This window comes from Marivita sp., from assembly GCF_051859345.1.
In the GTDB taxonomy this organism is placed as follows: Bacteria; Pseudomonadota; Alphaproteobacteria; order Rhodobacterales; family Rhodobacteraceae; genus Marivita.
This window is the reverse complement of record NZ_JBHYFV010000001.1, coordinates 228,626-244,553: the sequence shown is the minus strand read 5'-3', so window position 1 is coordinate 244,553 and position 15,928 is coordinate 228,626. Positions and strand designations below refer to the sequence as shown.

Annotated in this window: 17 protein-coding genes and 1 pseudogene; 15 read left to right on the top strand and 3 right to left on the bottom strand. The window is 59.3% G+C overall.

All coding sequences use genetic code 11. The features are described from left to right. Positions 1 to 68: 68 nt before the first annotated feature. From ACTIEN_RS01265 to ACTIEN_RS01255, 3 genes are read left to right on the top strand one after another with little or no spacing between them, the layout of a single operon-like run. The gene (locus ACTIEN_RS01265) at positions 69 to 1,112 is read left to right on the top strand and encodes a pyridoxal-phosphate dependent enzyme (RefSeq protein WP_439521279.1); all 1,044 of its coding nucleotides are present in this window, start codon (positions 69 to 71) and stop codon (positions 1,110 to 1,112) included. After that, a complete protein-coding gene (locus tag ACTIEN_RS01260; protein WP_439521278.1) occupies positions 1,109 to 2,269 on the top strand; it encodes a M24 family metallopeptidase in 1,161 nt (386 codons plus the stop codon). Before ACTIEN_RS01265 ends, ACTIEN_RS01260 begins: the two co-directional genes overlap by 4 nt. Next, positions 2,269 to 3,006 carry a maleate cis-trans isomerase family protein gene (locus ACTIEN_RS01255; protein ID WP_439521277.1) on the top strand — a complete coding sequence of 246 codons (738 nt, stop codon included), beginning with the start codon at positions 2,269 to 2,271 and terminating at the stop codon, positions 3,004 to 3,006. Before ACTIEN_RS01260 ends, ACTIEN_RS01255 begins: the two co-directional genes overlap by 1 nt. A gap of 35 nt (positions 3,007 to 3,041) precedes the next feature. Here ACTIEN_RS01255 and ACTIEN_RS01250 read toward each other — a convergent pair whose 3' ends face one another. Then, complete coding sequence (locus ACTIEN_RS01250) at positions 3,042 to 3,995, bottom strand: LysR family transcriptional regulator (RefSeq protein ID WP_439521276.1); 954 nt, start codon at positions 3,993 to 3,995, stop codon at positions 3,042 to 3,044. 90 nt (positions 3,996 to 4,085) lie between these two features. Between ACTIEN_RS01250 and ACTIEN_RS01245 the strand changes: the two genes are divergently transcribed. The 9 genes from ACTIEN_RS01245 to ACTIEN_RS01205 all read left to right on the top strand — a co-directional run bounded on the left by ACTIEN_RS01245 (position 4,086) and on the right by ACTIEN_RS01205 (position 12,881). Beyond that, positions 4,086 to 4,955 carry an ABC transporter permease gene (locus ACTIEN_RS01245; protein ID WP_439521275.1) on the top strand — a complete coding sequence of 290 codons (870 nt, stop codon included), beginning with the start codon at positions 4,086 to 4,088 and terminating at the stop codon, positions 4,953 to 4,955. A gap of 4 nt (positions 4,956 to 4,959) precedes the next feature. Continuing rightward, positions 4,960 to 5,745 carry an ABC transporter permease gene (locus tag ACTIEN_RS01240; RefSeq protein WP_439521274.1) on the top strand — a complete coding sequence of 262 codons (786 nt, stop codon included), beginning with the start codon at positions 4,960 to 4,962 and terminating at the stop codon, positions 5,743 to 5,745. Between the two features lie 37 nt (positions 5,746 to 5,782). Further along, on the top strand, positions 5,783 to 6,940 hold the full coding sequence (locus tag ACTIEN_RS01235) for an ABC transporter substrate-binding protein (RefSeq protein ID WP_439521273.1): 1,158 nt from the start codon (positions 5,783 to 5,785) through the stop codon (positions 6,938 to 6,940). Between the two features lie 60 nt (positions 6,941 to 7,000). Then, a complete protein-coding gene (locus ACTIEN_RS01230; protein ID WP_439521272.1) occupies positions 7,001 to 8,074 on the top strand; it encodes an ABC transporter ATP-binding protein in 1,074 nt (357 codons plus the stop codon). Beyond that, positions 8,071 to 9,408, top strand: a complete 1,338-nt coding sequence (locus ACTIEN_RS01225) for an aminotransferase family protein (protein WP_439521271.1) — start codon at positions 8,071 to 8,073, stop codon at positions 9,406 to 9,408. The genes ACTIEN_RS01230 and ACTIEN_RS01225 overlap by 4 nt, the downstream gene beginning before the upstream one ends. 3 nt (positions 9,409 to 9,411) lie before the next feature. Next, positions 9,412 to 10,338: a 3-keto-5-aminohexanoate cleavage protein gene (locus tag ACTIEN_RS01220; protein WP_439521270.1), complete on the top strand. Its 927-nt coding sequence runs from the start codon at positions 9,412 to 9,414 to the stop codon at positions 10,336 to 10,338. A gap of 3 nt (positions 10,339 to 10,341) precedes the next feature. Continuing rightward, positions 10,342 to 10,803 carry a GNAT family N-acetyltransferase gene (locus tag ACTIEN_RS01215; protein ID WP_439521269.1) on the top strand — a complete coding sequence of 154 codons (462 nt, stop codon included), beginning with the start codon at positions 10,342 to 10,344 and terminating at the stop codon, positions 10,801 to 10,803. Positions 10,804 to 10,897: 94 nt separating this feature from the next. Further along, positions 10,898 to 11,905, top strand: coding sequence for a hydroxyectoine utilization dehydratase EutB (gene eutB / locus ACTIEN_RS01210; RefSeq protein ID WP_439521268.1), 1,008 nt, complete (start codon positions 10,898 to 10,900; stop codon positions 11,903 to 11,905). Continuing rightward, the gene (locus tag ACTIEN_RS01205) at positions 11,895 to 12,881 is read left to right on the top strand and encodes a cyclodeaminase (RefSeq protein ID WP_439521267.1); all 987 of its coding nucleotides are present in this window, start codon (positions 11,895 to 11,897) and stop codon (positions 12,879 to 12,881) included. Before eutB ends, ACTIEN_RS01205 begins: the two co-directional genes overlap by 11 nt. A gap of 30 nt (positions 12,882 to 12,911) precedes the next feature. On the opposite strand, the gene ACTIEN_RS01200 is transcribed toward ACTIEN_RS01205, so the two are convergent. Further along, positions 12,912 to 13,667 (bottom strand): hydroxypyruvate isomerase family protein, encoded by a 756-nt coding sequence (locus ACTIEN_RS01200; protein WP_439521266.1) that lies wholly within the window; start codon positions 13,665 to 13,667, stop codon positions 12,912 to 12,914. 58 nt (positions 13,668 to 13,725) lie between these two features. After that, the gene (locus ACTIEN_RS01195; protein ID WP_439521265.1) at positions 13,726 to 14,745 is read right to left on the bottom strand and encodes a LacI family DNA-binding transcriptional regulator; all 1,020 of its coding nucleotides are present in this window, start codon (positions 14,743 to 14,745) and stop codon (positions 13,726 to 13,728) included. Between the two features lie 90 nt (positions 14,746 to 14,835). On the opposite strand from ACTIEN_RS01195, the gene ACTIEN_RS01190 reads away from it, so the two are divergent. From ACTIEN_RS01190 to ACTIEN_RS01180, 3 genes and pseudogenes are all read left to right on the top strand, one after another. Then, the gene (locus tag ACTIEN_RS01190; RefSeq protein WP_439521264.1) at positions 14,836 to 15,303 is read left to right on the top strand and encodes a hypothetical protein; all 468 of its coding nucleotides are present in this window, start codon (positions 14,836 to 14,838) and stop codon (positions 15,301 to 15,303) included. Between the two features lie 166 nt (positions 15,304 to 15,469). Beyond that, a complete protein-coding gene (locus ACTIEN_RS01185) occupies positions 15,470 to 15,610 on the top strand; it encodes a hypothetical protein (RefSeq protein WP_439521263.1) in 141 nt (46 codons plus the stop codon). Further along, positions 15,610 to 15,813, top strand: a pseudogene (locus tag ACTIEN_RS01180) (ABC transporter permease subunit); the annotation flags it as partial. The gene ACTIEN_RS01185 and the pseudogene ACTIEN_RS01180, both read left to right, overlap by 1 nt. Between the last annotated feature and the right edge of the window lie 115 nt (positions 15,814 to 15,928).

Sequence of the window (15,928 nt, the reverse complement as noted above, 5' to 3'; positions counted from 1 at the left end):
TCGGTGGCGGGGTTGCTTGTGTCGGCTGTGGGGTGACAGGACCGCGTGGACACTGCCATCATGTAATCATGAAACTTCTGCATAAAACACAAGGCCAAGCCGCAGCCGTGCTGGCCGCTCTTGCCGACGTTCCGATGCCAAGCGACAATGCGGAGCGGCCTGCGCACTTGCTTGCGCGGTGCCCTGCCGCCGCTGTGACCCCGCTGGCCGATGTGCCGGAATTGGCCAAAGCCGCTGGTGTGGCCCAAGTCTGCATCAAGGACGAACGCAACCGGATGGGGCTGGGCAGTTTCAAGGCGCTGGGCGCGGCTTATGTGATTGCTCGGGATGCCGAGACCGGAACGGCGCAAGGGCGCACATATGTGACCGCGAGCGCCGGCAATCACGGGTTGTCAGTCGCGGCCGGGGCGCAAGCCTTTGGTGCCCATGCGGTTGTGTATCTGGCTGACACAGTGCCAGAGGCTTTCGCCGACCGCCTTCGCGCATTCGGGGCCCTGGTGACACGTCATGGGGCAATCTATGAAGAGGCGATGGCCGGTGCGGCGCAGGCAGCCGATGACAACGGTTGGGCGCTGCTGTCGGACAGTTCCTGGCCGGGATATTTTGATCGCCCGCATGTTCTTATGGAGGGGTATCTTGTACTTATGCAGGAGGCGGTCCTGCAGATGTCCGAGGCACCCAGCCACATCTTCTTGCAGGCAGGCGTCGGGGGACTTGCCGCGGCCTGCGCTGCCTATGTCAGACAGGCTTGGGGCAATACGCCCCGCATCGTCGTGGTCGAACCCGAATTTGCCCCGGCGCTCTATGCTTCGATCAAGTCGGGCACATCTCAGGTCACCGATGGCCCGAAATCCTCAATGGGCCGGTTGGACTGCAAAGAGCCGTCTTTGATTGCCCTGAAGGGATTGGCGCGGGATGCGGATGATTTTGTGCTGATCACCGAGACGGAGGGCGCTTTGGGCGCCATGGCCTGTGCGGAGGCGGGTTATGCCACCACCCCGTCAGGAGGAGCCGGATTTGCAGGGCTGCTTGCCGCGCGGGATCATCAGGACGCGTTGGGATTGTCGGCCAAGTCACAGGTGTTGGTGATCCTGAGCGAGCAAACCTCATGACTTCGCCCATCCGTGGATTTCCCGCATCGGAATTCCGGGGTCGCACAAGGGCAGCGCAGAACTTGATGGTGAAACACGGCCTGTCCGCGTTGCTGCTGACAACCGAACCCGAGATCCGGTACTACACCGGCTTCCTGACGCGGTTCTGGGAAAGCCCGACGCGACCCTGGTTCGTGATTGTTCCGGTTTCCGGCGATCCGATTGCGGTCATCCCGTCCATTGGTGCGCATCTGATGGGGCAGAGTTGGATTACAGATATCCGGACATGGGCTGCACCTGACTATACGGATGACGGGATCGGGCTGCTTCTCGAGGCGCTGCATGAGGTCACGCCAAAGGCTGGGCAAATCGGAATTGCCGATCAGATGGAAAGCCATGTCCACATGCCGCTGGCCGATCTGCGGCGGTTGGAAACAGGTCTTTCACCGCGACGGCTGGTCAGCGATGCCGCCATCACTCGTCAGATGCGACTGGTTAAATCAGAGGCCGAGATCGAAAAAATTCGCCATGCCGCTGCCATTGCGACCCGTGCCTTTGACCGGGTGCCGCAAGGTATCGGAGCCGGGATGCCGCTGTCGCATGTGTTTCGCAGGTTCCAGATGCTTTGCCTCGAAGAGGGGGCGGATTGGGTGCCGTACCTCGCAGGGGCTGCGGATCACTCGGGCTATGCGGACGTGATCTCACCCGCCACGGACGCGCCGCTTGCGCAGGGTGATGTGCTGATGCTGGACACCGGGTTGGTCTGGGATGGGTATTTCTGCGATTTTGACCGCAACTTCAGTGTTGGACCGCCAACTGAGACCGTGAAAACCGGCCATTCCCGTTTGGTTGAGGCCACGCAAACGGCGGCAGAGATGGCAAGGCCCGGTGCGACGATTGCCGATCTGTTTCATGCGATGAACGTCGTGGTGAACCCGTCCGGCACAATCATGGAGGCCGGGCGGCTGGGGCATGGTCTTGGAATGCAATTGACCGAATGGCCCTCGATCATTCCACAGGATCACACGGTCCTGATGGCTGGAATGGTTCTGACGCTTGAACCATCGGTTGATGTTGGAGCAGGCAAAATCCTAGTCCACGAGGAAAACATCGTGATCCGCGACTCTGGCGCAGAGTTCCTGTCACATCCGCAATCCCCTGACATCCGGGTGATCTGATGGCTTTGCCCTATTCCATAACCAGTGATCACCCGACCCAGATCGGGTTGATCACGCTGCAAAGCGATGAAACGATCGAGCGGGATTTCCGGACATTGCTGCCGCAGGATGTGGAAAGTCTGGTGTCGCGGGTTCCTTCGGGAATAGCAGTGACACTGGAAAGCCTGCGCGCGATGGAGGACAATCTGACGGCCTCTGCCGCCTTGCTTCCTCGTGGGGCGCACTGTGCCGCTGTGGGCTACGCCTGCACATCTGCCAGCGCCACGATTGGCCCGGCGCGGGTTGCAGAGCTGATCCAAAAGGGTGTGGCAACGCCGCATGTGACGGACCCGCTGACGGCGTTGATCGCGGTTTGCAAAACGGCCGGGATCACGCAGATTGGTCTTGTCAGCCCTTATGTCGCGTCGGTCAGTGACCGCCTCATTCAAGGGCTGGATGCGGCAGGTGTGACCGTGGCCTCGTTCGGGAGCTTTGATGAACCCCTGGAAGAGCGCGTTGTCCGCATCTCAAAGGAGTCGGTGCGGGACGCGGTCATTCATGTCGGGCGCAACGGCACCTGCGGGGCTGTCTTCATGTCCTGCACCAACCTGCGCGCGCTTGACGTGATCGAAGATTGCGAAGCAGAGCTTGATATCCCGGTTCTGTCGAGCAATCAGGTGCTGGCCTGGCACCTTGGGCAGCTTGGTGGGTTTTCGCGGCGGATCAACCGGATTGGGCGGGTGTTCGATCTTGGGTGACGCGTGTCTCTATTGGGGTGCCGACACGAGCCGAGCTATCCGCGATAGGTGCGTTCCTCCAAGGGTGTATGACGTATTGCGCGCGTCAGATCTGCGAGGAATTGGGTTTCAGCCCGGTTCATGTGTTTGCGTGGATTGACGGTCAGAAAGATATCAACCTCGGGCGGATCTTCGTAGGGTGGCAGACGCCAAAGCAATCCACGTTCGACGCTGTCCTGCACCACATGGATCGGGAATGCGCCGATCCCCATTCCGCACATGACCATGCGGCGGACTTCTTCCAACTGCGAAGATCGACCGGCGACTACGCGTGTCAGCCCCCAGGCGCTGCGCAGCATGACGATTTGTTGCAGGGCGTTGTCGATTTCCTCGGTGTCAAAAGCGACGGATGGGTAGGGGCGCAGGTCGTCCATCTTCAGGTTGTCGCGCCCGAAAAGCGGATGTGTCCGGCCGCAGAAGAAGCCGAAGAATTCGCGGTACATATGGGTGTATTCCAGATCGGGAAATTCCCGGCTCACGAGGCAGATGCCCAGGGTTGCCTGTCTTTCTCGGATATCGCGAATGACTTCGCTGCTGGTTTCGACGCGAATGCTGAAGCGGACTTTCGGATGTGACCTTGCGAATTCGGCAAGCAAATCATCCAGTAACGGTGTAACGACATAAGTGGCGACCAGCAGTCGCACATCACCGGACAGTTCGTTCTGCAATTGCCCGATGGTTTCCGGCAACTGCGCAACCCCGTCAAACAATCTGCGCGCCTCGGCCTGCAATTTGCGGCCCGCAGCGGTCAGACGAAACGCCCCTTTGCCGCGTTCAGCCAGTTTGCAGCCCAACTCTGCCTCAAGCCGCTGAAGCGCCTGCGTGACTGCTGGTTGACCCCGCAACAACCGGTGCGCGGCGCGGGTGATGCTTTGCTCTTCGGCGATCACAAGGAAGGTGCGCAACAGGTTCCAGTCCAGCTGAAAGGCAAATTTGTGGTCGATATCCACGGGCATTGATCCAATCAATATCAGGTATCTTTCATATCAATTGGCTCAATTCAGCATCCCTTGCAATAGTCACCGGCAGGAGGGCCGCCCTTGTCGGAACATCAATTTGATCGTCGTCCCTGGCTTCTGCTGTCGCCAGCGCTGGTGTTCATCACCGTGATGGTGGTGATCCCGATGGCGTTCATCCTTGTGTATTCGATGTACGAAAACATTGATCTGGCCGTCGATGTCCCTGCTTTCCAATTCGGCAACTGGCAGGAATTGTTCACCGACAGCTATTACCACACGGCGATCTGGAAAACCTTGCGGCTGTCGGTGATCGTGACCGTTCTTGCAGCGGTTCTGGGCTATGTTCCAGCCTATGTGATCGCGATGACGCGGTATCGGCACAAATGGCTGCTGCTGCTGCTTCTGATCCTGCCGTTCTGGATCAGCTTCATCATCCGAACGCTCAGCTGGATCCACATCTTCGGCAACCAAGGCGCGTTGAACGGGTTGTTGTCCTGGCTTGGCCTGACCGATGCGCCGCTGTCGCTCATGTATACGGAATTCACGGTGATCGTTGGATTTATCCATGTGTTCCTGCCGTACATGATCCTCAATGTTTACGTCAGTCTGGAAGGGATTGACCCAAACCTGGAACCTGCCGCGCGCACTTTGGGGGCAACGCCATGGCAGGCCTTTCGGGAAGTCACCCTGCCGTTGTCCCTGCCCGGATTGGCGGCGGGGTCATTACTGGTTTTTGTGCTCACCGGAGGCAGTTACGTCACGCCGCTTATTCTGGGCGGGCCATCCGATTTCCTGTTCGGCAATCTTGTCTATGATGCCATCGTGACAGAACTGAATTGGCCAATGGGAGCCACGCTGTCCTTTGCCCTGCTGATGCTCTTGGGCAGCGTTGTCATTCTGTACAGCAAGTTCATGGGCATGAACCAGCTTTCCAAAGCGTTTGGGAGGTAGAGCGATGCGCGTCTGGTCTGTCCTCAAATTTTACACGCTCCTTGTCTACGGTTTCATGTTCGCCCCGATCGCCGTTGTGTTGCTGCTGGCGTTCAATTCGTCGCAATTCGGCGGCTTTCCGATTGAAGGCTTTTCGCTGCGCTGGTTCTACGAACTGGCCGAGAACGAGGCGATTATCCGGGCCTTGCGGACATCGGTCATGCTTGGTCTTGCAACGGCGGTGATCGCCACCACTTTGGGCATCCTCGCGGCGATGGCGCTGGTGCGCTATCAGTTTCGCGGCAAGAATTGGATCACCACCTTCCTGATCTCACCCGTGCTTGTTCCGGAAACCGTTCTGGCGGTGGGTTTGCTGATCTTCTTGCGCTGGCTTCACATGCCGCGCAGCTTTGGTCTTTTGCTGATCGGACATTCGATCATTGCGCTACCCTTTGTGGTGCTGGTTGTGCAGGCGCGGCTGGTGGGGATCCGCAAGGATTACGAAGAAGCGGCGCGGTCTTTGGGGGCGTCGCCACTGCAAACGTTCTTCGAAGTGACGTTGCCGCTTTTGATGCCAGCGGTCTTTGCCGGGGCGCTGTTCGCCTTCACGATTTCCTTCGACAACATCACCGCCACGATCTTTTGGCGGCCCTCGGGCATGGAAACCGTTCCGACCCAGATTTTTGGCATGCTGCGCAACTCTGTCAGCCCGGAAATCAACGCACTGGGCTTTGTGATGATCTGCATCACGGTTGGCCTTCCGCTCCTGGCGGGTCTGCTGGCGCGATATTTTGCGCGCAGGAAAATTTGAACCATCCACAACTGGGAGAAAGACGATGACAAGAAAAATGGATGATACGACCCGCTACGAGCGGCTTCGCGAAGCGGCTGGAAATGGCGATGTCGACCGGCGGACCTTCTTCGGTCTGCTTGGGGCGGCTGGGCTTTACTCTGGTCTGTCCGGCGGCATCATGGCGGCAATGGGCACGCAAGCCCGTGCGCAAGGGGCAGAGCTTTATTTCGAAGGCTGGGGCGGCGTGGTGTCCGAAGCTCTGCGCGAACATGCGTTCAACCCGTATGAGACCAAGTCCGGGAACACCGTGGTTGATGCAACATTCGGTGGTGAAAACGAGGTCCTGACCAAGATCAAGGCCGCAGGCAACACCGATGGTCACAACATCCTGCACAGCTCGGGGGTAAGTTGGTATCAGCGCTGGGTTGAAAACGGATATGCGGTTCAGTTGAACGAAGACAACATTCCCAATCTTGCGAACGTCATGACCGCGATGATCGACCCGTTCCGCGCGATCACGCCGGATGGCTTGTCGGCTGTGCCTTACGATTACGGCACCACGGGGATCGCCTACAACACCAAGTATATCTCTGAAGATCGGGCCAAGGAGATGGGGGCGAACCTTTTGCTTGATCCGGACCTCAAGGGCAAGATCGGCGGTTGGGGTGGCGATTGGGCCAACCGTGCCTGGTATGGCGCACTGCAATCCGGGCAGGATCCCAACAACATTCAGGATTGGGATGCGGTCTGGGACAAGGCGCGCGAGCATCGCGATCTGGTGCTGAAATACTGGGCGTCCGGTGCCGAACTGATGGACCTTCTGGCAAAGGAAGAAATCTACGTCACCGAAGCCTGGTCCGGTCGCGTGGCGGCTTTGCAGGAGCAGGGGCATCCGATTGCCTATATGGACCCGCCCAACGGTCTGGCGTGGATGGAATCCATGTTCGTGCTCAAGGGATCGCCGGTGGATGCGGCGGAAGAGCTTTTGAACTTCATGCTGGCTCCGGAAACGGCCCTGGCCGTCGCGGCGGGGCAGAAATATCCGTCCTCGCTCGATCCGACCAAAGTGGACATGCCGGACAGCGTCACATCGCTGCCGGCGTTTGATCCGACGGGCAAGTTGGATGGGTTGGTCTTTCGGGATCCGGCGGTCTGGAACCCGCAGGAAAAAGAGCAGACAAAAACCTGGAACCGCGTCCAGAAAGGCGCGTGACCCGCTTGGGCGGGGCCATCTGGCTCCGCCCCTCAACACTTCTCTGATTAGGACACAGCAATGGCGCGTGTGGAACTCTCTGCGGTCCGCAAGACCTTTGGCTCCGTCGTCGCGGTGCAGGGCGCGGATGTGGTTTTCGACGAAGGTTCGTTCACAACGCTGCTGGGACCGTCCGGCTGTGGCAAGACAACCATCCTGCGGATGATCTCTGGGCTGGAAACGCCGACGAGCGGGGACATTCTGATTGGTGGGAACCGGATCAACGACGTGCCGATCCACAAGCGAAATCTGGGTCTGGTGTTCCAGAACTACGCGCTGTTTCCGCACCGCACGATCGCCGAGAACATCGCTTTCGGGTTGAAATATCGCGACGTGCCCAAGGCCGAAGTTGCAAGGAAAGTGCAGGATGCGCTGGATATTGTGCGCTTGCCGGGCGTCGAGGACCGCTTTCCCAATCAGTTGTCCGGTGGCCAGCAGCAGCGCATCGCGCTGGCGCGGGCGATTGTGATCGAACCTGATGTCCTGCTTCTGGACGAGCCGTTGTCGGCCCTGGATGCCAACCTGCGCGAAGACATGCGGGTGGAATTGAAGGCGATCCAGGATCGGATCGGTGTGACCTCGATCTTTGTCACACATGACCAGTCCGAAGCGCTTGCCATGTCCGACAAGATCATCGTGATGAGCGCGGGGCGGGTCGAACAGATCGGCACACCCGAAGAGGTGTATAACACGCCCGCGTCCGAATTTGTGGCGGGCTTTTTGGGGGCCTCCAACCTGCTGGACGCGCGTGTGGTGGCACGCGAGAACGGCCATGTCGTGCTTGAAACGCCTGAATTTGGCCGAACGCCTGTGCCGCTGTCACACGCAGCGACCTTGGGGGAAGGACCATCGGCAAGACTGATGATCCGCGCAGAGAAACTGACCCTTGCGGCCGCAGGGCAGGACGCGCCACAGGCCAAGGTCGAAACGGTCGATTATCAGGGCCAGCTTGTGCGCTATTTCCTGCGTCTGGGGGACACGCCGCTTCAGGCCATGAACATGATCGACGGCGCGCCTTTTTCGGAGGGTGACACAGTTTCCCTGAACCTCAATCCGAACGCCTGCGCCGCGCTGCCTGTCGGAGGCTGTAAATGACCCGGTTGTTTTACCAAAGCCGACTGACGCGACCCCAGCTTGCCCGAACCGACGGGATTTACATGTGGGACGTCACCGGGAAGCGCTATATCGACGGATCAAGTGGCGCGATGGTCAGCAATATCGGCCATTCAAACCCACGCGTTCTCGACGCGATGAAACGCCAGATGGAGACGGCGACGTTCGGGTATCGGCTGCATTTCCAGACCGAAGCTTCAGAGATGTTGGCCGAACGCGCTGCGGCGCTTGCGCCGGACGGTTTGGGACGGGTTTTCTTTGTCTCTGGCGGGTCCGAGGCAACCGAAAGTGCGATGAAGCTTGCCCGGCAATACGCCCTCGCTCAAGGGAAGGCGCAGCGCTACAAGATCATTTCGCGGACACCGTCCTATCATGGGGCGACTCTGGGTGCGTTGTCGGTCACAGGCTATGCGCCGATGACAGCGCCCTTCGATCCGATGATGCACCCGATGCCGAAAATCCCGGCGCCCCGTGCGTATCTCGATGGGCTGGATGCCGATGATCCGGCCACCGGTCTGTACTATGCCCAGATGCTGGAAGATCGGATCCTAGACGAAGGGCCCGAGACGGTTCTGGCCTTCATTGTCGAACCTGTCGGCGGTGCGTCCACCGGCGCGTTGGTGCCGCCTGTCGGGTACATGCAACGCATTCGCCAGATCTGTGATCACTACGGAATCCTTCTGATCCACGACGAAGTCATGTCGGGGGGCGGGAGAACGGGCCGGTTTTTCGCCGCAGACCACTGGGAGGTTGTTCCCGATATCATTTGCCTGTCCAAGGGTTTCGGCGGCGGTTATGTGCCCCTTGGCGCGGTGATCGCGCGCGACGACATTGTTGAGGACGTGCTGGATTCCGGTGGTTTCATCCATGGCCACACCTACGCGGGAAACCCGCTTGCCTGTGCCGCTGGATTGGCTGTCCTGGACGAAATTGCCGATGCGGGGCTGACCGAGAACGCCGCACATATGGGCGACATCCTCAAGAAGTGTTTGCGCGATCTGATGCAGAAGTATTCCCTGATCGGCGATGTTCGGGGAAAGGGTCTGCTTCTGGCATTCGAATTCATGGACCGCGCAACGAAGGTACCGCTTCCGGTCGACATCAAGGCGTTCGACCGGTTGGTCGAGATCGCCTACGGAAATGGGCTGATCATCTATTCACGCCGTACCCGAGGTGGGTTTTCCGGGGATCATTTCCTTGTTTGTCCGCCGATGATTGTGACCGAAGCTCAGATCGAAGAGTTGGTCGCACTGCTGGATCAATCGCTGGCGCAGTTCATGGATGAAGTGCCCGATAGCGCGCTCAGATCGGCCTGAATCATGTCAAAGACCATCATCACCTGTGCCGTTACCGGGTCCATCCACACGCCAAGCATGTCGCCCTATCTGCCATACACCCCGGAGGATATCGCTGCGCAGGCAATTTGCGCTGCCAGGGCCGGGGCTGCCATTCTTCACCTTCACGCGCGTGATCCCGAGAACGGTCGACCGTCAGGAGACCCAAAGCATTATGGTGCGTTTCTGCCAAAGATTGCGGCAGAGTGCGATGCCGTGATCAATCTGACAACCGGTGGCAGCGCGGTCATGACGCTTGAGGATCGGCTGCGCGCGCCCCTTCGGTTCGCGCCCGAAATGTGTTCGCTCAACATGGGAACAATGAACTTCGCCCTGTATCCGATGGCGGAAAAACCGCGCCAGTGGCACTTCGACTGGGAAGAGCCGTTTCTGAAAGAGTCGGATGACCTGGTGTTCAAGAACACCCCGCGCGACATTGCAGGCGTCTTGCAGCAGATGGGCGAAGAGCGCGACGCGCGGTTTGAATTTGAATGCTATGACATCGGCCATCTCTACATGCTGCGTCATTTTGTGGATCGGGGACTGGTCCGCAAACCGATCTTCATTCAGTTCGTGTTCGGAGTCTTGGGCGGCATGGGGCCTGACCCGGAGACCCTTGACCACCTGATCGCATTGGCGGACAAACTTCTGGGTCGAGATTACATGTTTTCCGTGCTGGCAGCCGGACGCCACCAGATCCCGATGGCGACCCATGCGGCCCGGCGTGGTGGACATGTTCGCGTGGGGCTTGAGGACAATCTTTTCATCACCAAGGGTCAGCTTGCGACAAACAACGCCGAACAGGTCGATCAGGTGCGCACGCTTCTTGAAGAGATGGGACACGACATCGCCACCCCCGACGACGCGCGTGCGATGCTGGGCCTCAAAGGTGCCGGGAAGACAGGCATCTGAGCCATGCAGATCACGGACGCAAACCCGTCAAACCTGGCGCTCTTCGAACAGGGACTTCGTGCCTTGGCGGCCGATCTGGGCGACACCTACAGGCTGGCGCGCAACGATCTGGAGGTGGCGCTGTTCGGTCCGTTCCCCTTGTGCCGTGGTCTTGTCGCCACCAAGGGAAGCGCCTTGTGTGGCGTGGCGCTTTATACGCCGGTCATGTCCACGATGTTTGGCGGGGTCGGGGTGTATGTATCTGACCTTTGGGTCTCAGCCGAAGCACGCGGACAGCGGCTGGGTTTGCAGCTCTTGCGAGAGATTGCCCGCAAGAGCGGCGCGGCCTTTGTGAAGCTGGCCGTTTACGAGGACAATCCTCGAGCTGCGTCGTTTTACACCAGACTGGGTTTTGTACCGAAATCCGGTGAAACCGTCATGCAGCTTTCCGGTGATGCGTTGGAAGCGCTTGTGAGGACTGAATGAACGGCTTTTGGGATGATTCCGGCACCCCCCCGTCCTTGCCTTCAAACAGACAATCTGCACAGGTTGGCATCGCAGTGATAGAGCGGGGTAGGCGATGACAGTCACATTGGCCGACATTTTGACAGCGCGTGCTGCAATACGCGGGCTTGCTGATGGGACGCCGTTTGTTCCGTCGCCGTTCATGACCCGGCAAACCGGCCAGGACTTTCTGTTGAAACTCGAAAACATGCAGCCCATCGGCGCGTTCAAATTGCGCGGCGCGATGAATGCGGTGTTGAAGCTGCCCGACGGAACGCGGGGCGTCACCTGTTGTTCAACGGGAAACCACGGACGTGGTGTGGCCTATGCCGCCGCACGGCGTGGGATACGGGCGGTCATCTGCATGTCGTCGCTTGTGCCGCAGTCAAAGATTGACGGGATCAGGGCGCTTGGTGCCGAAGTTCGGATCTGTGGCACCAGTCAGGACGATGCGCTTGCCGAAAGCCAACGGCTGGATTCGGCAGAGGGGCTTGTCGAAATCTCGCCGTTCGACGATCCGCATGTGATCGCGGGGCAGGGCACGATCGGGTTCGAGATGATGGAGGCGCGCCCCGATCTGGATACGATTCTTGTGCCTTTGTCCGGTGGTGGTCTGGCCGCAGGTGTGGCTGTGGCTGCGAAATCCATCAACCCGCGCGTGAATGTCATCGGCATCACGATGGATCGTGGTGCGGCGATGCATGCGTCACTTGCTGCCGGGCAACCGGTTGATGTGACAGAGGTGCCAAGCCTTGCTGACAGTCTGGGTGGCGGAATCGGGATCGACAACAAGCTGAGCTTTGCGCTGTGTCGGGAGTACCTTGATGACACGGTCCTTGTGACTGAAGACGAGATTTACCACGCGATGCAGGTTCTGTTTTACGAAGACAGGATTGTCGCAGAAGGGGCCTGCGTTGTCGGCATCGCCGCGATGCTTGCGGCCAAGCTCCCGGTGCCACGCGGACCGGTCGCCACGATCATCACCGGGCGCAATCTGGACATGCGCATCTTTCATCGGATCATGGCTGGTGAAGACATCGAACTGGGCGCTCTTACGGTGAAGGGACAACAATATGGCGCGTGACATTCGCATCGTCGCCGAAGCCGAGTTGCGGCGGGTCGTGAAGCTGGATCTCGGCACCATTGACGTGATCGAACAGGCCTTCGCGGCCCTGTCTTCGGGAAAGGTGGTGATGCCCCCTATTCTGTCGATGGAGTTTGTCGAAGCGAACGGAGAGGTGGATGTAAAGACCGCCTATATTCCCGGTCTCGACGGGTTCGCGATCAAGGTGTCGCCCGGATTCTTCGACAACCCCAAGATCGGGCTGCCAAGCCTGAACGGTCTGATGATCCTGTTCTCTGCCAAGACAGGGCTGGTCGAGGCGGTTTTTCTCGACAACGGATACCTGACCGACATTCGCACAGCCGCTGCCGGGGCGGTGGCTGCCCGGCACCTTGCGCCGGAAACCGTGACAGTGGCGGGTGTGATTGGCACAGGGGTTCAGGCACGGTTGCAGATGCAGGCCGCCCACCTTGTCCGTCCATTTTCGCGTCTGTTGGTCCATGGTCGCAATCCGGACAAGGCTGCGGACTGCGCCGCCGATCTGGGTCGCGCTCTTGGTATCGAGGTCGAGGTTGTTGCCGATCCCGCGGATCTGGTGGCGCAAAGTCAGCTTGTGGTGACCACAACGCCTTCGCGTTTGCCCATCCTGTCCGCACAGTGGTTGCATCCGGGGCTGCACATCACCGCCATGGGGTCTGATCAGGCTGGCAAAGTTGAAATCGACCCTGCCGCGTTGGTCGCCGCCGATCTTTATGTGTGTGATCGGGTCAGCCAGTGCGCCGTGTCCGGAGAACTTGAGGCGGCCTTGGCTGCCGGTCTTATGACGGATCTGCAACCGTCTGAACTGGGCGATATCATCACGGGTCAGGCACTAGGCCGCCGGTCAGCGGCCGACGTCACCATCTGCGATCTGACCGGCACCGGCGCTCAGGATACGGCGATAGCCAACCATGTGAATGGGCTCTTGGAGGGGACGGGCACATTGGTATCGGCTTAGCAGATGCCGTCCGCGCCGCTGCCTGTCGGGTCAGGAGGCCATATGTCTCATCCAGCCCAAACTGTCGTCCGTCTTGCCTCTCGGCCTGTATTCGGCCCCAAGTGGGTGTGACCAACCCATCGCCGCGATCTGGTCAAAGACAAACCCGTAGTTGACCTCGCCTTGATCAGGAGGGCCACGGTCCGGGACAGAGGCAAACTGGATATGGCCGATGATCGGCATAAGGGACTGAAAGCGGGTGACAATATCGCCCTCGGTCCGGCCAACATGATAGCAATCGAACATCATCTTGACGCCCGGCAGATCCAGCGTCGCAATCAGGTCCGCCGCCTGGTCTGTCGTTTGCAGGAAATACCCCGGCGCGTCATGCCGGTTCAGGGGTTCGATCAAGAGCATGATCTGCTCGGGACACTGCTCCCGCGCATAGCGAAGATTGGCAAGAAAGGTGGCCTCGGCTTTGGGGCCTTGTACGACACCTGCCATCACATGGACCGCTTGTGCATGGATGGCTTTTGCATAGGCAACGGCCTGATCAATGGCCGCGCGCGCCTCGGTTTCGCGGTCGGGCAGGGCGCAGAGACCGCTTTCTCCCGGTTTGCCCCGGACCGTGTTGAGGCTCAGCATCGGCAAACCGGTTTCGTCAAGCGAGGCCTTCACCTCGGTTGCGGGGGTGTCATAGGGCCAGTGGCATTCGACCGCGTCAAAGCCTGCCGCCTTGGCTGCGTGTATGGCCTGCGGCAAAGGGCGATCCGTCCAGAGAAACCCGAGATTGGCCGAGAATTTCATGTGTCCCACTCCAGAGTGACATTGCAGCCTTGGCCTGAACCATCGAAGCGGACCAAGCTCAAGGTCGCACATGTGATTTGCGGACGACCACGGGGCACTCCAGGCGCATCTGTTCTGTTTCGGGGTGAGATGCAGACAACAGCTTCTGCGCACACCAGTTGCCCATTTCGCGATGTGGAAGCAGAACGGTGGTCAGCGCCGGTGACAGATGTTGGGCGATTTCCTGATCGTCGTACCCCATGACTGCGATGGTTTGACCAATCACTTCGCCACGTTCTTTGAGCGCTTCGTAACACCCCACGGCCATCAGGTCATTGGCACAGAAGATCACATCGGGGCGGATCGGGCCGTCCAGCAGGCGCAGGGTGGCTTCGCGCCCCCCGCTTGGCAGGAAATTGCCCTGTTCGATCAGGGACGGGTTCACCGGAATTCCGGCGTTGCGCAGCGCGCGCTCATACCCTTCCAGACGCTGGTCCGACGCCTCCATCCATGCCTCGCCGGAAATGAATGCGATTTTACGATGGCCGGTTGACAGCAATAGTTCTGTCGCCGCCTCACCGCCGCGTCTTTCCGCAGGGACGATCGAGCTGAAGTAATTCTTTGCGTCATAGCAGTTCAGCATCACCGTCTTGTGCTTCGAGAGCGCCTCTGGCGGTTCGGCTCTGCGCGTCAGGATAGAGCCGTAGACCACACCTTCGACGCCATCCCGCGCCCATTTCCGCAAGGTGGCGTTTTCGTAGCTTCGATCACCACCGGTCATCACCACCTCGACCAGAACATTGTGTTTCCAGGCTTCTTCCTGAATGCCTTCGATGGAAATTGCTGCAAACGGGGATGTTGCGATCTCGTCGATCATGACGCCGATGGTGCGCAGACTGGCTTCTTTCGGCGGGCGTCCGGCACCGCAAGGCCGGTATCCGAGTTCCGCGATTGCATCCATCACGCGCTTGCGGGTCTCGGCACCGATCCGCATTCCTTCCTGACCGTTCAGAACAAAGGACACAGTCGATTGTGACACGCCAGCATGTGCGGCGATGTCTTTCATGGTCACTCGGGACGGGATTGCAGGCTTGCTCATGTCGGGAACACTACACCCGGCGGGGCGCTAATAAATATTGCTGCTAATAATTAGCAAAAGAGATTTACGGAGATTCGCTTGGGAGGGCGTATGTCAGGGAGGAGAAATGAGCATGGCGCGTTGACGGAAGGCCAAGCCGCCTTTGTCCTGTTGTTGCCGTTCCTCGCCACCTACGCACTTTTTCTCGTCTATCCGTTCTTTCGGGGCATCTGGATTTCGATGCACGACTGGAGCCTGCTGGCCGTCGCGTTCAACCCCGACGCCAAGGAATTTGTCGGCTTGCGCAATTACGAACGGGTGATGTGGGGCCGCGATATCACCTGGGGGGCCTTTGCCAGCCTCGCGTTACAGGCGCTGGGCCTTGTTGGTCTGGTGCTGACGTTCTTCCTTCGCCGGATGGGCAGGGTGAGCAAGGTGACGGCAATCGCCACAGGCATTGCCGCGGTCTTGCTCGTTCTTCCTCAGCCAGATCCTGTCGGTGACGGTGGTCACGCTGATCTGGCAGATCATTTTCTCTCCGCGTCAGGGATTGATCGTCAATATCACCGAGAGCTTTGAGGGATCGCCGATTGTCTGGCTGGTGCCGACACTCTGGATGGTATCCCTGTCGTTTCAACCAAACTAGGTTCTGGCCCGCACAACGTCGACCACCGCGTTCGGGCTGATCCCGATCCCGTTTACATGGGACAATTACGCGGCGCTGTTTTCGTTCGGTCAGACACCGATGTGGTTCCTCAATTCGCTGGTCGTCGCAGCTGGCATGACGCTGGGTGTGCTGGCTGTGTCCACTACAGCCGGTTACGCGCTGGCGCGGCTTGAATTTCCGTTCAAACGGGCGATCCTGGTGATCTGCCTTGTCGGCTGATGGTGCCGGAACAGGCGGTCTTTATCCCGCTTTACACGATGTTCGCCGATTTCGGTTGGCATAACAGCTATCACGCGCTGATCCTGCCGCGCATGGCGGTGCCCATCGGGGTTTTCCTGATGATGCAGTTCTTCAAGGCGATTCCGCAGGACATCGAGGAGGCGGCGCGCATCGACGGGGTCGGATGGCTCCAGATCTTCTGGCACGTCATGCTTCCGCTCGCGCGTCCCGCCATGATGACACTTGCAATCAACCAATCTGCCAGAAACGACAAAGGCGGCCCCGAAGGACCGCCTTCCCCGACAGAATTTTTCCAGC

Excerpts from the sequence above, each read along its gene's own strand:
- ACTIEN_RS01265 (WP_439521279.1), top strand. The coding sequence starts at position 69 with ATGAAACTTCTGCATAAAACACAAGGCCAAGCCGCAGCCGTGCTGGCC.
- ACTIEN_RS01260 (WP_439521278.1), top strand. The coding sequence starts at position 1,109 with ATGACTTCGCCCATCCGTGGATTTCCCGCATCGGAATTCCGGGGTCGC.
- ACTIEN_RS01255 (WP_439521277.1), top strand. The coding sequence starts at position 2,269 with ATGGCTTTGCCCTATTCCATAACCAGTGATCACCCGACCCAGATCGGG.
- ACTIEN_RS01240 (WP_439521274.1), top strand. The coding sequence starts at position 4,960 with ATGCGCGTCTGGTCTGTCCTCAAATTTTACACGCTCCTTGTCTACGGT.
- ACTIEN_RS01235 (WP_439521273.1), top strand. The coding sequence starts at position 5,783 with ATGGATGATACGACCCGCTACGAGCGGCTTCGCGAAGCGGCTGGAAAT.
- ACTIEN_RS01230 (WP_439521272.1), top strand. The coding sequence starts at position 7,001 with ATGGCGCGTGTGGAACTCTCTGCGGTCCGCAAGACCTTTGGCTCCGTC.
- ACTIEN_RS01225 (WP_439521271.1), top strand. The coding sequence starts at position 8,071 with ATGACCCGGTTGTTTTACCAAAGCCGACTGACGCGACCCCAGCTTGCC.
- ACTIEN_RS01220 (WP_439521270.1), top strand. The coding sequence starts at position 9,412 with ATGTCAAAGACCATCATCACCTGTGCCGTTACCGGGTCCATCCACACG.
- ACTIEN_RS01215 (WP_439521269.1), top strand. The coding sequence starts at position 10,342 with ATGCAGATCACGGACGCAAACCCGTCAAACCTGGCGCTCTTCGAACAG.
- eutB (WP_439521268.1), top strand. The coding sequence starts at position 10,898 with ATGACAGTCACATTGGCCGACATTTTGACAGCGCGTGCTGCAATACGC.
- ACTIEN_RS01205 (WP_439521267.1), top strand. The coding sequence starts at position 11,895 with ATGGCGCGTGACATTCGCATCGTCGCCGAAGCCGAGTTGCGGCGGGTC.
- ACTIEN_RS01200 (WP_439521266.1), bottom strand. The coding sequence starts at position 13,667 with ATGAAATTCTCGGCCAATCTCGGGTTTCTCTGGACGGATCGCCCTTTG.
- ACTIEN_RS01195 (WP_439521265.1), bottom strand. The coding sequence starts at position 14,745 with ATGAGCAAGCCTGCAATCCCGTCCCGAGTGACCATGAAAGACATCGCC.
- ACTIEN_RS01190 (WP_439521264.1), top strand. The coding sequence starts at position 14,836 with ATGTCAGGGAGGAGAAATGAGCATGGCGCGTTGACGGAAGGCCAAGCC.
- ACTIEN_RS01185 (WP_439521263.1), top strand. The coding sequence starts at position 15,470 with ATGTGGTTCCTCAATTCGCTGGTCGTCGCAGCTGGCATGACGCTGGGT.